Genomic DNA, 16,471 nt, shown 5'->3' with positions numbered 1-16,471 from the left:
TTAACAATGCATAGGGATGAAACTTCATTACATCCTGATACAGGTGTTACATCTGTAATGTTTGTTGAGCGTTCATTAAATGAAATTCGTTTTTGGTCTAGAATCATGAAAGAGCATTCTTTTTTTCTTCGCTTGGGATTTAGATGCGAGGATACTCAACTAATTGAAGAGGCTAATCAATTTTATCGATTGTTTGAACATATTGAACAAATAGCGCATTCCTATACAAATGAAACAGATCCTGAGCAAATAAAAAGATTTAATGCAGAAGTACAACAAGCCGCAACTAATATTTGGGGATTTAAACGAAAAATTTTAGGATTAATTCTCACATGTAAATTGCCAGGACAAAATAACTTTCCACTTTTAGTTGACCATACAAGTAGGGAAGCTGATTATTTTAGAAAACGTTTAATACAATTAAATGAAGGTAAATTAGATGCTCTTCCTGATGCTATTATTAAAGAAAATGTTTTCTTTTTACGGATTATGGCAGACCATGCTAAATTTATTGGCCATCTTCTTGATCCATCGGAAAGAAAGCTTGTAGATACAGCACGGAATTTTAGCAATGATTTTGATGAATTGATGTATCAAGCAATTGACTTAGAATCTATGAAACCACAATCCCAAACAGTCCCACTTTTAGATCAATTTTTAGATCAAAATCGTGTGTCGGTTACATCTCTTCGGGATTTTAAGAAAACAGCACGTGATTTAATTGAGCAATGTAAAATAAAGAGTATCATTCATCCATTATTAGCAGACCATGTTTTCCGTGAAGCTGATAGATTTCTTGAAATAATTGATATGTTTGATGTTCATCTTACAAATATTCAATCCCAACCTAGATATTAGAAGATAAGGAAAGATAATATTTTACTTTCGGCTGAGAAGTTAACAATTTATTGTTAGCTTCTTTTCATTGTTGTTAAAATTTTCTTTTCGTTTAGTAAATTTCCTTTTAAAGACTACATAAATCCCTTTGATCGAATATGTGATTATTTGTAAAACAGTACATGTGGAAATATTATAAATATGTAAGAAGTATACGGATGTTAGATTCTAATAAATTATTCGAGGGAAATTTACTAATTAAGTATATTAACTTGTTTGCACTACATTTTACAAATAAAGGGGTATTAGTAATCATGAAAGCAAAGAAATTAGTAAGTTTAGCGTTACCAGTTATGTTATTGAGTGGTTGTATTACAATTGAAACTGATGGTAAGAAAGCTGAACCAAAGAAAGAAGAAACGCAAAAGGTAGAGAAAGAGAATAAGACTTCTGAAAAAGAGAGTAAGTCAACTGATAGCAAGAAAGAGGATAGCTTATCAGTAGCGAAAGGTGAAGGTACAAATAGTAGCTCATCAAGTAGTCAACCAAGTTCTTCTTCAAATAATTCAACTTCTTCAACTGGTAAGGTAACGGGTTCAGATGTTGAAAGGTACAAGGCAGATATTATAAACAGTGCTACTCAAATTGAAGATACAATGAAATTAATTGAAGGAATAGCAGATTCAGACGTAAAATCATACAAACAAAAGAAAAGTGAAGTGCAACTGAGTTTAGGTGGAGCAAAGGCAACTGCAACGAAACTGAAGAATCTACAAGCGCCTCCTGAATTACAGGGAGAACAAGTGAAGATAAAGCAATCGATGGAACTGTATGCGGATTGTTTCCAACTTCTCTTTGATGCATTAGACCAAGAAGACGAGAGTAAAATGCATCAATCATTAAGTAAAGCACAAGAAGGTTCAAAACTGTTTGAAGAAGCAGCGAAGAGTATCGGTAGCAAAACAAACTAAGAGTAAATTACTTTAAGGAGTATGAGGTATGAAAGTGAAGAAACTAATGGCTGCTGTAGTTCCAGTTACATTATTATTAAGTGGTTGTGTTACAGTAAAAGATTCGGCAAGTAAAGAAGCAAAGACAGAAGAAACAAGTAAAGCTAAGTCTTCTGGAACAAAAGAAAAATCAACTAATTCGAAAGAAGAAAGTAAAGATGTTCAAAAGGTTCGAGTTTTAGATGAAGATTATGCACAATATTTATTAGACATTGAACAGGATATGTTAAGACGATTTGATTACTATGATGCATCTGTAAAGGATTTGAGAAACGGAAGTAAATCAAAAGCTGAGGTATTAGATAGTGTTAAAGACATCTATAAAGTATTTGATAAGATAGAGAAGATTTCTGCACCGCCAAAACATAAAGAAGACCAAAAAGAGATTGAAAGAGCTGCAGGTAAACTAAGAGAAACATTCGGTGAAATAGAGAAGTTATTCAACGATAAAGGTTTTAGCTTAGAGACTGATAAGGAAATCTTAAATAAAGCAAATATAAAATTAGAGGAAGCAAAACGTATTTGGAAACCTACATTTGATAAGTTAAGGGCTGAAGTAAAAGGTGATACAACCACGGAAAAATCTACTAGTACAACAAGTAGTTCTACACAGGCAAACCCAACTACTGGCAGTCAGGCTCAAACAGATAAAAGTCAAGCAAAAACTGGGGTATTTGTAGATACAGTTGGTACAAGTGAAGAGTTAGGAATTAGTTATAGCAACATGCAGAAGAACATTAAAGATGGTACTGAGATTATTGGTAATTGGGGTATTGATTACGGCAGTGGCGTAAAAACTACGCTAGTACTAAAAGGTGATAAAACATTTGAGTCTTATGCGAATGGTTCTTATCCGAATAAAGATAACTATTTAACAGGAACATATACGGTGGATGTCCCATCATTCCAGTTATCTTTAAAAGTAACAAAAGCAGTTAAAGACGGTCAAGAAGTAAAGTTAACAAATGATAGTATCATGTATAAATTGCAAAACTATGATGGAAACACATTACAAATTTATCATATGGACGATAATGTTCGTATTCGATATGTAAAACAATAAATAATTGGTGAAAAACTCTGTAATAAATTTTACAGGGTTTTTTATTAGTTTTAATTTAATTTCTTCATTATCTTTCCAGACGCTGTCCATACTAGTATAAGTTGAGAAATGAACAAAACGATAATGATAGGCAGTTGATGTAACTCCATAGTAACTGTAACCATCTAAAGCCCAATTCATACACTATGGTGGAGGATTTTCACCTAATAACCGGATGAAAAAGGGGTGTAATCATGAAGAAACGTACTGTTAATGAAGCGGGAGGGAAAGTGCCGCAACCAATCCGCAGCGACGGAGCAGGTGCAATTGATTCTGGACCTCGTAATGTTATGCGAGATATTCAAAATCCGAATATGCTTGTTCCACCTATAACGGATGCAGGATTAGTTCCTAACTTGAAGTTTTCATTCTCGGACACTTCTATGATTTTGAAACACGGCGGGTGGTCTCGGGAGATTACTGCTCGGGAACTACCAGTTTCGACGACGATTGCTGGGGTAAATATGAGCTTAACGGCCGGTGGAATACGAGAACTTCATTGGCATAAAGAAGCGGAATGGGCGTATATGCTTTTAGGACGGGCACGCATAACGGCTGTTGATCAAAATGGATGGAATTTTATTGCTGATGTTGGACCAGGTGATCTTTGGTATTTTCCGCCTGGTATTCCGCATTCCATTCAAGGATTGGAACATTGTGAATTTCTACTTGTTTTCGATGATGGACATTTTTCTGATTTATCTACTTTAGCTATTTCTGATTGGTTTGCGCATACGCCAAAAGAAGTGTTGTCGGCTAATTTTGGAGTACCTGAGAGTGCTTTTCATTCTATCCCTTCAGGTCAAGTTTATATTTATCAAGGAGAGGTGCCAGGTTCGCTTGAAAGTCAGGAAGTTCAATCACCGAAAGGGGAAGTTCCTTTAACATTTAAACATGAACTGTTAAAACAAAAGCCAATTAAGACTCCTGGTGGTAGCGTTCGAATTGTAGATTCTACAAATTTCCCTATTTCAAAAACGATCGCAGCAGCGCTCGTTGAGGTTGAGCCTGGTGGAATGAGAGAACTTCATTGGCACCCGAATAATGATGAATGGCAATATTATTTGACAGGAGAAGCGAGAATGACTGTGTTTCTTGGAAATGGTACCGCTCGTACATTTGATTATAGAGCTGGTGATGTCGGATATGTACCGTTTGCGACGGGGCATTATATTCAAAATACAGGTACCGAAACATTATGGTTTTTAGAGATGTTCAGAAGCAATCGTTTTGAAGATGTATCGTTAAATCAATGGATGGCACTGACTCCTAAAGAAATAGTGGAGAGTAATATACATGTTGGCCCGCAAGTAATGGATTCCCTGCGTAAGGAGAAGTGGCCTGTTGTGAAATATCCGGGGTTTTCATATAGTCCGAAAAATGATGAGTAAAAATGAAAATTTGCGTTATTCTTTCTGGAGACTGATAAGAAGGGATGGCGTATTTTTTATGCCTAATCTAGTCTTTATCCCGCTATTTGCCGGGCTGTCTGTAAAAGCCCGATTGGTGAGGGCTGATTAAAGTTTCACTTTATTAGTATCCGCTCTTTGTATTATTGTTCGGGAAATTATTATTGGAGCATAGTATAGGGAAGATACATATAAAATAGCACTATTATAAGCTGTAACGCATAAGTTGCACAGGCGATGCAACGATAACTAGCTTTACTCTTCATCATTTATTTGAACATAATGGGCATAGAGAGGTGATAAACACAGTATGATTTTTAGTGAGCGTTTAAAAGAAGAAAGGGAAAAAAGAAATTGGTCGCAAAATGATTTGGCTGAAAAAATTCATGTAAGTAGGCAATCTGTTTCGAAATGGGAGACGGGAAAGAACTATCCGAGCATTGAAATTATTATTCATTTAAGTGATTTGTTCGATATTACGATTGATGAACTGCTAAGGAGTGATGAAGAATTGACGCAGAAAGTAATTGAAGATAGTAAGAAATTGGCATATCCAAAATGGAAGGTGTTTTTTGATAGTTTATTTATGATAGGGGTATTTTTACTTATTGCAAAAATCGTTGTATGGATGCTAAATAAATTTGCTGGAGCAAGTATTGCAATTGTAGCAGATGCGCCATATGTAATGAATCTTTTGCCCCTTGTATTCATGATTATAGGTGGTATAGGTTCTGATAAGTTGAAGAAAATATATAAATAGAGGAAAGATTTGAAAGAAATCCCCTACACTAGCTGTTCTTTTCACTTAAATTGTGTACTATAAAGGATAGGATGACATAAAGAAGGGGATATAGAGAATGGAATTTCATGAACAGAAGATTTTGCCGGCAGTGAGGCAAATTAAAGATTTGGAAAAGCTATTACATAGTTCGTATGAATATATCGTTATTTTAGATATTCATGTCGGCCAATTGAAGAGTGTTATATCACTTGCGAAGCAATATTGTAAAAAGGTGTTTTTACATGTGGATTTAATTCATGGCTTGCAGAGTGATGGGCATGCGACGGAATATTTATGTCAGGAGTTTAGACCGTACGGGTTACTTTCGACAAAGGCGAGCGTTATTATGAAGGCGAAGCAAAAAGGTGTTGTGGCAATACAACGCATCTTTTTAATCGATTCGAGTGCGATGGAGAAGAGCTGCAATCTTTTAGATAAGACGAAACCGGATTATATTGAGGTGCTTCCAGGAGCAATGACGGATATTATCGCTGAAGTGAAAGAGCGTACTGGTGTACCGATTTTAGCAGGTGGTTTTATTCGTACTGTAGAAGATGTGGAAAGAGCTTTAAACGCTGGTGCGACAGCGATTACGACGTCAAAACGCGAACTATGGAAACATTACCAAAAAAAGTGACGAAAATGTGAAAAAATTCTGTTGACACCGCTTTCATAAGAGGTTAACATTATAGACAAGTTAATAAACGTGACGGAGAAAAGAAGAGATCCACATTTCATTGTTTCTATATAAATTTATATAGAAGCGTGCAAAGCTGTGGGTCTTTTTCTTTTGACAAAAAAGAATGGCCATTCATTTTACCTCTATCACATTTGGAAGCGTTTAAATTGATTGTGGAGGGATACTATGTCAGCATTTTTAGGAGAGTTAATAGGGACTGCGTTGTTAATCGTACTTGGTGGCGGCGTTTGTGCTGGTGTAAGTTTAAAGAAATCGTTTGCGAAAGATTCAGGTTGGATTGTTATTACAATGGGCTGGGGCTTAGCAGTAGCGGTTGCAGCGTATGCGGTTGGATCAATTAGTGGGGCACATTTGAATCCAGCTTTAACGATAGGACTAGCATTTAAGGGAGCGTTCCCATGGAGTGACGTACCAGGTTATATCGTAGCACAAATGATTGGGGCAATTATCGGGGCAGTTATCGTATATTTACATTACTTACCACACTGGAAAGAAACAGAAGATCCAGGAACAAAGTTAGGTGTATTTGCAACAGGTCCAGCAATTCCGAACACATTTGCAAACCTTTTAAGTGAAATGATTGGAACATTCGTTTTAGTATTTGGTATATTAGCAATTGGTGCAAATAAATTTGCAGATGGATTAAATCCATTTATCGTAGGTTTCTTAATTGTAAGTATTGGTTTATCATTAGGTGGGACAACAGGATACGCAATTAACCCAGCACGTGATTTAGGTCCGCGTATCGCACACTTCTTCCTTCCGATTGCAGGAAAAGGCGGTTCAAACTGGAAGTATGCATGGATTCCAGTAGTAGGTCCAATTTTAGGTGGATCACTTGCAGGTTTATTCCATCAAGTTGTATTTGAAGGAAAGCAAAATTCAGCACTTATTTATGTGATTATCGCAACTGTGATTGTACTAGCAATCTCTTATATGACAAGTAAAAAAAGCGGAAGCAATACAAATAGTAGAAAAGTAGCATAAGGGGGAAACCGATATGAAAAAATATATTCTTTCATTAGACCAAGGAACAACAAGCTCACGCGCAATTCTTTTCAATAAAAAAGGTGAAATTGTTCATTCAGCTCAAAAAGAGTTTACACAACATTTTCCAAAGCCGGGCTGGGTAGAGCATAATGCACAAGAAATTTGGGGATCTATTTTAGCAGTTATCGCAACTTGCTTAAGCGAAGCAGATGTAAAACCAGAACAAATCGCAGGTATCGGTATTACGAACCAACGTGAAACAACGGTTGTCTGGGATAAAACAACTAGTAAACCAATTTACAACGCAATTGTATGGCAATCTCGCCAAACAGCTGAAATTTGTGATGAGTTAAAAGAAAAAGGTTATAGCGAAATGGTTCGCGAAAAAACAGGTCTTTTAATTGATGCATACTTCTCTGGTACGAAAGTAAAATGGATTTTAGATAACGTTGAAGGTGCAAGAGAGAAAGCAGAAAACGGTGATCTATTATTCGGAACAATTGATTCGTGGCTTGTATGGAAACTATCTGGTGGTAAAGCACACGTAACAGATTATTCAAACGCATCACGTACGTTAATGTTTAATATTCACGACTTACAGTGGGATGATGAGCTTCTAGAAATGTTAACAGTACCAAAGAGCATGCTTCCAGAAGTACGTCCATCATCTGAAATTTACGGAGAAACAATTGATTACCACTTCTTCGGCCAAAATGTACCGATTGCAGGTGTAGCTGGTGACCAACAAGCAGCATTATTTGGACAAGCTTGTTTCGGTGAAGGTATGGCGAAAAATACTTACGGAACTGGTTGCTTCATGTTAATGAACACAGGTGAAAAAGCAGTAGCTTCTGAGCACGGTCTATTAACAACAATTGCATGGGGAATAGATGGTAAAGTAAACTACGCATTAGAAGGAAGTATTTTCGTAGCAGGTTCTGCAATTCAGTGGTTACGTGACGGAATGCGCATGTTTAAAGATGCAAGTGAGAGTGAAGTGTATGCGAGTCGCGTTGAATCAACTGATGGTGTATACGTTGTACCAGCATTCGTTGGACTAGGAACACCTTATTGGGATAGTGAAGTACGCGGCGCTATGTTTGGTGTAACACGCGGTACGACGAAAGAGCACTTCATTCGTGCAACGCTAGAATCTTTAGCTTACCAAACGAAAGATGTATTATGCGCAATGGAAGCAGATTCAGGTATTGAACTGAAAACATTACGCGTTGATGGCGGAGCAGTTAAAAATAACTTCTTAATGAAGTTCCAAAGTGATATTTTAGATGTTCCTGTAGAGCGTCCAGTGATTAACGAAACAACGGCTCTAGGTGCAGCATACTTAGCTGGTCTTGCGGTTGGATATTGGAAAAACCAAGATGAAATTAAATCACAGTGGCATATGGACAAACGCTTTGAACCAACGATGGAAGCGGAAACAAGCGAAGAGCTATATGCTGGATGGAAAAAAGCAATTGAAGCAACAAAAGCTTTCAAATAATCATAAACAGTGTTATAATGGTGACAAGTTAATAATTCGGTAGGAGATTTGGAGAGACCACAACGCGCTATAGAGGCGAAATCTATAGCGGAGTTTGTGGTCTCTTTTTTCGTTATCAAAGGGAGGAATTACCATGAAATTTTCAAGTAAACAACGTAAAGACGTATTAAACGGAGTAAATAAACAAGAGTTAGATGTGATCGTAATTGGTGGAGGTATTACTGGTTCTGGTATTGCATTAGATGGAGCAACACGCGGGTTATCAACAATTGTGTTTGAAATGCAGGACTTTGCAGCAGGTACATCAAGTCGTTCAACGAAGCTTGTACACGGTGGTCTACGTTATTTAAAACAACTTGAAGTGAAAATGGTAGCAGAGGTGGGTAAAGAGCGTGCGATCGTATATGAGAACGGTCCCCATGTAACAACACCAGAGTGGATGTTACTTCCGTTCCATACAGGCGGTACGTTCGGATCATTTAGTACATCAATTGGTCTTCGTGTATACGACTTCTTAGCAGGTGTAAAACGAAGCGAGCGCAGAAAGATGTTTAACCGTGAAGAAACGCTAAACAAAGAGCCTCTTGTAAAAAAAGAAGGATTAAAAGGCGGCGGTTACTACGTAGAATATCGTACAGACGATGCACGTCTTACAATTGAAGTAATGAAAGAAGCAATTGAGCATGGTGCGAAAGCTGTTAACTACGCAAAAGTAGACAGTTTCTTATATAAAGATGGAAAAGTATGCGGTGTACGTGTAATCGATTTACTAGACGGTGAAGTATATGAAGTTTACGGTAAGAAAATTGTAAACGCAGCTGGTCCTTGGGTAGATACACTTCGTGAAAAAGATAACTCGAAAAAAGGAAAAGTACTTCAGTTATCAAAAGGTGTTCACTTAGTAATTGATCAAAAACGTTTCCCACTCGGGCAAGCAATTTACTTCGATACACCAGATAAACGTATGGTGTTCGCGATTCCTCGCGGAGGAAAAACATACGTAGGTACAACAGATACGTTCTATGATAAAGACGCAGCTGTACCACAAATGACAACAGAAGATCGCACATACATCATTAATGCGATTAACTACATGTTCCCAAGCGTGAAAATTACAGAGAAAGACATTGAATCAAGCTGGGCTGGTGTACGTCCGTTAATTTATGAAGAAGGTAAGAATGCATCTGAAATTTCTCGTAAAGATGAAATTTGGACTTCTGAATCTGGTTTAATTACAATCGCAGGTGGTAAATTAACAGGATACCGCAAAATGGCTGAAATGGTAGTAGATTACGTAACGAACTTACTACAAAAAGAAGGTCATAGTGCATATCCGAAGAGTGATACGAAACATATGCCGATCTCTGGTGGACATGTAGATGGTTCACACGGATTCCCGGCATTCGTTGCGAAAAAAGCAGACGAAGGTACGAAATACGGTTTAACGACAGCGCAAGCAGAAGAATTCGCGAAATTCTATGGCTCTAACGTAGACGTACTGTTCGGCTTAGCGAAAAAACATAAAGACGAAGCGAAAGAATACAACATGCCGCTTGACGTTCTAATCCCACTTGTATACGCAATGGATTACGAAATGACAGCAAAACCAGTTGACTTCTTCGTACGCCGCAGAGGCGCTGTATTCTTCAACATCCACTGGGTATATGAGTGGAAAGAAGCAGTAATCAACTACATGGCTGCGAAACTAGGCTGGAGCAAAGAAGAACAAATGAAATATACAGCTGAACTAGAAAAAGCATTAACAGACGCTGTAATTCCTGTAGATCAACAAGAACAGGCAGCTGCGTTAGCGTAAAATAGATAGATATGTTTTTGGAAGAAAGAATTGTGTAGGTATAAAAATGCACAATTCTTTTTTTATTATAGGGGATAAATTATGAGTATTTGGCGTTAAAAAGACTCTTATCATTAATGGAGAGAGTCTTTTATTTTGCGTGCCCAGCTAAGCTGGACACTGCTTCCTGGTGAAAGTCCAGCCTAGGTAAGAGCCAAGTCGTCTAGTAGCTAACAGGCAACTGGTGGAGAAATCCTAAGGTTGAAGCTCTGTGACAAAGTGACTTCTATTTAGAAGTGCGAGCGAATCAACAAACCGTAACATAAAGTGAACCTTGCCGCCTCGTTAAAAGAAACCTAGCAATAGGACAAAGGGAAGTTGAGCCTGGTGAATATAGGAGAAAACCATGGAAGACGTGAAGAACTTGGAAATACAGCATCGAAGAATCCTTCGGGGTACGGAGGATGGTATGTTGAGAAAGTAGTGTCTGGAACTAGGGAGACCCTCCTTTGCCCTTTCTTTCAGAAAGGAGAGAGAAAGCCTATAAGCATATGCGAAATGGTGGACTGTAAAGAGGGAGTCGGAGGAGATCATAGTACTGAATATCATAACCACAACACAACGTTATGTAGGGAAGGACCTCTACTTTGTTCATAAGTTGGAAGGAGGTACGAGTGAGTGAATACTGGAAAACTTGCTAACTACACTGATGTAAAAGCTCAAGAACTTTGGAAGACTTTATATCTTTGTGCCAAAGAAAATTCAAGCCGAAGATTTCATGCGTTGTATGATAAGATTTATCGTCCTGGTATACTAGCTGAAGCATGGTGAAGAGTAAAACGGAATAGAGGAAGTGGAGGAGTGGATGGACAAAGAATTGAGGAAATTGTGCACCAATATGGAGAACGTAACTTTCTAAATGAGTTGTAAAAGGAGCTCAAAAATAAGTCATATCATCTACAAGCTGTGAGAAGAACCTATATTCCAAAGGGGGATGGAAAACAAAGACCACTTGGAATTCCTACGATCAAAGATAGAGTTGTACAAATGGCAACAAAATTAGTCATTGAACCAATCTTTGAAGTTGATTTTCAAGACTGTTCGTATGGATTTCGCCCGAAACGAAACGCGCATCAAGCGATATGGAAGATACGGAAAGCGAGTAAAACATCTCATTGGATAGTAGGCGTAGACATCAAGGATACTTTGATAACATTAATCATGATAAATTAATAAGGCTTGTAGAAAGAAGCATCAGTGACCGAAGAGTGTTAAAACTCATTAGAAAATGGCTGGAAGCGGGAATCATGGAATATGCGCAATTTCATGAAACGACAGTAGGTACACCACAAGGTGGCGTGATATTTCCGTTACTTTCTAATATATATTTAAACTATATGGACACCATTTGGGAAAAGAAGTGTAAACACTTGGGGGAACTAATTCGATATGCCGATGACTTTGTCATCGTATGTCAAACAAAACAACAAGCACTAGAAAGTATTCGGATACTACAATCCATTATGAATAAGTTAGAACTTACAATCTATACAGAAAAGTCAAAGCTAGTGAATACGTGGGATGGCAACGAGGGATTTGATTTTCTAGGATTTCACCATCGAAAATACCCTAAACCTGTGAAAGGCGGGAAGAAAGTGTATGTGATGGCATATATTCCGAGCCAGAAAGCCATGAAGAAAATGCGAGAACGCATTAAAAGATACACAGAGCCGAGGAACAAACTGTATTTACAATTAGAAGAGATGGTAAAAGGTTTAAATAGAATTCTATAAGGGTTCAAGAACTATTATAGTGTTATCTTCAATTGGACAGAGGTGGCTATGTAAAATAGACTGGTATGTCCTAGAACGGTTGAACCTTTTCTGGAATAAGAAAAGAAATGTTAGAAAGAAACATGGCCGTATCAAGGAATTGATAAAGAAAACAACATACATACTCGTGAAAGTAGGAAGCTAGAATAAACGGAAAGCTAAAGAAGGAAGAATATCGGAAAGCCGTATGAGGAAAAACTTCACGTACGGTTTGATGAGGCGAAGCCATCCCTAAAGAAATTTAATCTGTTTCAGTTTTCTACTCTACGAGAATATATTGGGGGATGTTTCGAGTGTGACTATCTCTCGCTAATGAACCAATAGATGGGTTTTCTGGTGATAATTTTATTGTTTTACATTTATTTCAATTAAATTCATTTGATGAATAGGTTACTAAGTGAAATGTTTATCTAAACTCAGTATCAGTATAACAAGAAAAAATAGTAAAAAACAGTATTGTTTTGGTTATATATGTATATTAGGATTTATTTAAGGTTAGGAGGGGATAGTGATTAAGAAGAAAATTTTGTATTCTTTGATTTTTTTAGTTTGTGTTTTTGCAATTTGCGCTGTCTATTTCTTTTTCTTTCAACGTACGGGTTTGGTTAAAATAAATCAATCAGACAACCTTGCTTTACTAGAAAAAAGCAAAAAGGAGCAAGTAAGATCATGGGCACTTTCGAATTTAAATTCTGAATATTATGAATTTAAATCTAAAAGTAAGATTAAGGTTGCGATATTAGACAGTGGAATAGAAAAACAACATGATGATTTAAAAAATCTTGTAATTAAAGAATACAATGTAATTGAGCCGCAACATCCAGTAATTGATGTTTTAGGCCATGGAACGACTGTGGCGGGTATTATCGCAGCACATAATAACAAAATTGGAATCACTGGCGTTGCAGCATCGCTAGTGGAACTCTATGATGTTAAAGTTCTTAATGATGATGGAAAAGGAAAGATTGATAATTTAGTTCAAGGTATTAATTGGTCCGTTGAAAACAATGTTGATGTGTTAAACATTAGCTTTGGTATGTCTTCTAACCATCCTGAACTTGAGTGGGTGATTGAGAAGGCGATTCAAAAAGGGATAGTTGTTATTGCAGCTGCAGGTAATAATTATGGCGGAAAAGTTGAATATCCAGCTAATTATAAAGATGTTATTTCAGTAACAGCAGTAAATCACGCTTATAAAGTTGCAAGTTTTGCTGCAAGGAATGGGAAAATTGATTTTGCAGCCCCAGGTGTGAACGTCATAACCACTACAACTTCTAATGGTTATTCGATTGAAAATGGAACATCTCTAGCAACGGCTCACGTAACAGGAATTGTATCTTTAATTCTTGCGAATAAGGAAACATTTAAACTGTCATCTAGCAAAGTAAAGTTCCCTAAAGAAGTGTATAAAATTTTAGAAAAAAATACTGTGGACATTGGTGGCAGTAATCAAATTGGCAATGGATTTATAAAATTATAGTAGGGGTGGAGAATTATGATTAAAAAGATAGTATCATTAATGTTAATCTTTGTTTTAAGCATTGGAATCATTCCAAATGGTAAAGTTTTAGCTGAAGATTGGGTTCAAGACGAGAATATTGAAGTACTTGAGAATAATAGTGAGAAAGTAGAAATACAAACAGAAGTTGAAACGGTAGAAGGTGATGCAACAGTTTCAGCGGCTTGGGATAAAACAGATAACACATTTACAGTGAAATCAATGGAAAAAGATGCAAACGGAAATGAAGTTGAAAAAGAATATAGAGTTGACGTTGAAGAGGCTACTGAGGAAGTGTTTAAAGCGACATTTACCGATATAAAAACAAACGAATCTTTTGAAGTAGATTCTATGGAAGCACATGCTTCTATAGTGTTCTTATTACCGCTTGCAGGCGTAATTGGTCAAGGGCTTGTTTCGCATTTAATCGCGATTGGTGCTGCTGTAATTATTGCAGGTGCTACATATACGGTAGTGGGGAAAGTTGCTGCAGAATTACGAAAGAAAAAATATGATCACTATGCTGCTGTTTTAACAAAAGGTGATTTATATATTGGCGGACCAATCTCTAAAGCAACTGCAGTTTCAAGAATGAAATCAAGTGATAAAAAGAATAACAATGTTTGGTCAAAATCTTATGCTTTAGCCGCAACTGTTGCAAAAGACGCTGGAAACGGGAGAACACCAATTGGCCCTGAGCGTGACAAAGGAAAAACGTCAGCTGAAGGTTATTATTTCCACTTCCATATCCATAATAGAACAGGTGGTCATTCATTCTATTAAAAAGGAGTAGTATATGATAAATAAACTTTATGAAAAATACAAAATGAGAAACATCCCAAATAAATTTTCGATAGACGAAATTGATACAATTTTGAAAAGTGAGTATAGAGCTACAGAAATCAAAAAAAATAAAATTGGTTCCATTTATCTAGATCCAAATATCGAATTTAAAGAAATAGTAAAGTGTTATAAGATCGAGGAAAAGGCTGTTTTGATGGGGTTGTTTAGTGATGCGGAAAAAAAAGATTTTGCTGAAATGATACAACTTAATCAATCTGAACAAAATACAGATTTCGATGAGCAAGATCTTTTCAATAAAGAAATCCAAGAAGGTAAATTAATTGTTATCTTTTTAGCAAGTGCGGATGGCACATACATTAATTACTTCAACTTATTAGGTCATTCAGAGATGATGTACAATAAACTTACAGTTCTTATGGGCTTAGAAAAAGAAGAATGCAATATTGAAAACCCCTTGTTTCAAGAATACTTACAGGCACTAGCCGCGATTGGGTATTTAGAAGAATAAAGTGAAAATCACAGTGATTTGAAGTGAGCTATGAAAATGGAACACATGTTAAAAAAACTAAACCATCTATTCCCTATATACTTAAGGGGATAGATGGTTTGATTTTTTTTGAATTTTTATACTTATTAAGTGAATTCAGGAGGTGTTTTTTCTCTTGACTAAAAATAAATAAAATGTGTTACAATGATGATAGAGTATTTAGTGTGAATTTTGCATAAAATAAAAAAGACAGAAGCCTGAGAAACTTCTGCCTTTGTAACCTAACTTGCTATTGTGGTGGTAGTAGGTGCGGTTATAAGACAATTACATTAACGTTTTAGCCGAGAACCGCCCTTACCTTTTCCACGAAGCAGGGTGGTTCTCGCTTTTTTGTATACAGAAATTAGCCACGGACCGACGTATCTTCTACCGATGACAACGCCAGCTCCGGTTAGGATACCATACACTAATTTAATTACAAACATCGCGATCATTTTATCACCTCCCCCCTTTTTTCAAAATGGAAGAGATGATTACCACACCTACTAGTTATAGCTTATTAAGTTACATTTCCATTGTATTATGTTTTAAAATAGGGAACAAGACATATGGATAAAAATCCCTATCTTTAAGCAGAGCATAAGTATCAAGGGACAAGAAGCAAATAAATATACATAAAAAAACGGTATGGACATTACCATCCGTATTTTTTTATGTATTTATAAAACTTTTCCATACAGTGCGTCGTCTAATATATGGGAAGGAGGAAATGATGTGGATGAATTAACGATAGAAGCGTTTGAAATAGAAGATAAGGAGGACCTTATCGACGAAATAATGAACAAGTATGGACAAGAAGTCCTGCAGCTTGTGTATTCGTATGTGAATAATAAAGAGGTTGCGGAGGATTTAACGCAAGATATATTCGTGAAATGCTATAAATCTCTTCATACATATAAAGGGAATTCGAATTTGAAAACATGGTTATGGAGAATTGCAATCAATCAATGTAAGGACTATTTAAAAAGTTGGTATAACAAAAAAGTTATCATGACAGAGGATGACTTTACGTATATGGAGAGTCAAAAAGAAAGTGTGGAACAAACTGTCATTCAAAATGCGGAGGATCGTGAACTGGCTTCTGCAGTAATGAGTTTACCGATAAAATATCGAGAAGTGATTTATCTATTTTATTATGAGGAATTATCAATTAAAGAGATTGCTACAGTAATAGAAGTAAAGGAAAACACGATAAAAACGAGACTGAAAAAAGCGAAGGAACTTTTGAAGGAAGGATTGGAGGAATAATCAAATGGAAGATCGATTAAAAGGCTTGCGAAAATCAATGGAGAACACAACGTTTAAACATTTGAGTTTTTCTGATCAACACCAGAAGCAGGTGCGCGAAAAAATCAAGCAATCGTCCGAAAAGGAAGAAGATATCCTTTTAGCAGTGTTACAACTTCTTATGAATGAAAAAACAGGTTACGAATTAATGCAGTTGCTAAGAGGGAGAGGGATACGAAAATTTGAAGGCAATGAAGGGTCGCTATACACTGTATTACATCGTCTAGAACAGAATCGCTTTATCCAATCTAGCTGGGATCACGCAGGAGCTAAATATTATCAATTAAATGATAAAGGAAACAAGATGCTGCGAAAGGCAGAGAAGAATGCTACGAAGGCACGATTTATATTAAAAGGATTAGTACAGGAGTGAGAAAA

Annotated in this window: 15 protein-coding genes and 1 pseudogene; all 16 read left to right on the top strand. The window is 36.5% G+C overall.

Features of this window, described 5'->3' with window-relative positions; genetic code table 11:
* Positions 1–6 precede the first annotated feature (6 nt).
* The 16 genes and pseudogenes from N2V92_RS29545 to N2V92_RS29470 all read left to right on the top strand — a co-directional run bounded on the left by N2V92_RS29545 (position 7) and on the right by N2V92_RS29470 (position 16,466).
* Positions 7–858, top strand: a complete 852-nt coding sequence (locus N2V92_RS29545) for a DUF2935 domain-containing protein (protein ID WP_002087190.1) — start codon at positions 7–9, stop codon at positions 856–858.
* A 293-nt stretch (positions 859–1,151) separates the two neighbouring features.
* Complete coding sequence (locus tag N2V92_RS29540) at positions 1,152–1,808, top strand: DUF7018 domain-containing (lipo)protein (protein WP_033668979.1); 657 nt, start codon at positions 1,152–1,154, stop codon at positions 1,806–1,808.
* A 28-nt stretch (positions 1,809–1,836) separates the two neighbouring features.
* Positions 1,837–2,910: a DUF3994 domain-containing protein gene (locus N2V92_RS29535; protein WP_000865195.1), complete on the top strand. Its 1,074-nt coding sequence runs from the start codon at positions 1,837–1,839 to the stop codon at positions 2,908–2,910.
* A gap of 233 nt (positions 2,911–3,143) precedes the next feature.
* Entirely contained in the window at positions 3,144–4,340 is a 1,197-nt protein-coding gene (locus tag N2V92_RS29530; RefSeq protein WP_016077997.1) for an oxalate decarboxylase family bicupin, read from the top strand.
* 328 nt (positions 4,341–4,668) lie between these two features.
* Positions 4,669–5,118, top strand: a complete 450-nt coding sequence (locus tag N2V92_RS29525; RefSeq protein ID WP_000577641.1) for a helix-turn-helix domain-containing protein — start codon at positions 4,669–4,671, stop codon at positions 5,116–5,118.
* 97 nt (positions 5,119–5,215) lie between these two features.
* Positions 5,216–5,776, top strand: a complete 561-nt coding sequence (gene glpP / locus N2V92_RS29520; protein ID WP_000394286.1) for a glycerol uptake operon antiterminator GlpP — start codon at positions 5,216–5,218, stop codon at positions 5,774–5,776.
* Positions 5,777–6,004: 228 nt separating this feature from the next.
* Positions 6,005–6,826, top strand: a complete 822-nt coding sequence (glpF, locus tag N2V92_RS29515; protein WP_001272200.1) for a glycerol uptake facilitator protein GlpF — start codon at positions 6,005–6,007, stop codon at positions 6,824–6,826.
* A 13-nt stretch (positions 6,827–6,839) separates the two neighbouring features.
* Positions 6,840–8,330 (top strand): glycerol kinase GlpK, encoded by a 1,491-nt coding sequence (gene glpK, locus N2V92_RS29510; protein WP_000760013.1) that lies wholly within the window; start codon positions 6,840–6,842, stop codon positions 8,328–8,330.
* Positions 8,331–8,463: 133 nt separating this feature from the next.
* The gene (glpD, locus tag N2V92_RS29505; protein WP_016077996.1) at positions 8,464–10,146 is read left to right on the top strand and encodes an aerobic glycerol-3-phosphate dehydrogenase; all 1,683 of its coding nucleotides are present in this window, start codon (positions 8,464–8,466) and stop codon (positions 10,144–10,146) included.
* A 657-nt stretch (positions 10,147–10,803) separates the two neighbouring features.
* Positions 10,804–10,956 (top strand): hypothetical protein, encoded by a 153-nt coding sequence (locus N2V92_RS29500; protein WP_016077994.1) that lies wholly within the window; start codon positions 10,804–10,806, stop codon positions 10,954–10,956.
* Positions 10,957–11,091: 135 nt separating this feature from the next.
* Positions 11,092–11,918: pseudogene (gene ltrA, locus N2V92_RS29495) on the top strand (group II intron reverse transcriptase/maturase).
* A 547-nt stretch (positions 11,919–12,465) separates the two neighbouring features.
* Positions 12,466–13,437, top strand: coding sequence for a S8 family peptidase (locus tag N2V92_RS29490; RefSeq protein ID WP_016077992.1), 972 nt, complete (start codon positions 12,466–12,468; stop codon positions 13,435–13,437).
* A 15-nt stretch (positions 13,438–13,452) separates the two neighbouring features.
* Positions 13,453–14,238: an SAR2788 family putative toxin gene (locus N2V92_RS29485; RefSeq protein ID WP_016077991.1), complete on the top strand. Its 786-nt coding sequence runs from the start codon at positions 13,453–13,455 to the stop codon at positions 14,236–14,238.
* Between the two features lie 13 nt (positions 14,239–14,251).
* Positions 14,252–14,767, top strand: coding sequence for a hypothetical protein (locus N2V92_RS29480; RefSeq protein WP_000608809.1), 516 nt, complete (start codon positions 14,252–14,254; stop codon positions 14,765–14,767).
* A 753-nt stretch (positions 14,768–15,520) separates the two neighbouring features.
* On the top strand, positions 15,521–16,054 hold the full coding sequence (locus tag N2V92_RS29475) for a sigma-70 family RNA polymerase sigma factor (RefSeq protein WP_000343999.1): 534 nt from the start codon (positions 15,521–15,523) through the stop codon (positions 16,052–16,054).
* A gap of 4 nt (positions 16,055–16,058) precedes the next feature.
* On the top strand, positions 16,059–16,466 hold the full coding sequence (locus tag N2V92_RS29470) for a PadR family transcriptional regulator (protein WP_000390152.1): 408 nt from the start codon (positions 16,059–16,061) through the stop codon (positions 16,464–16,466).
* Positions 16,467–16,471 lie beyond the last annotated feature (5 nt).

Source organism: Bacillus sp. CH_48 (assembly GCF_038008465.1).
Taxonomy (GTDB): Bacteria; Bacillota; Bacilli; order Bacillales; family Bacillaceae_G; genus Bacillus_A; species Bacillus_A thuringiensis_S.
Note: the sequence above shows the minus strand (reverse complement) of the source record. Positions and strands in the feature narration are given on the sequence as shown.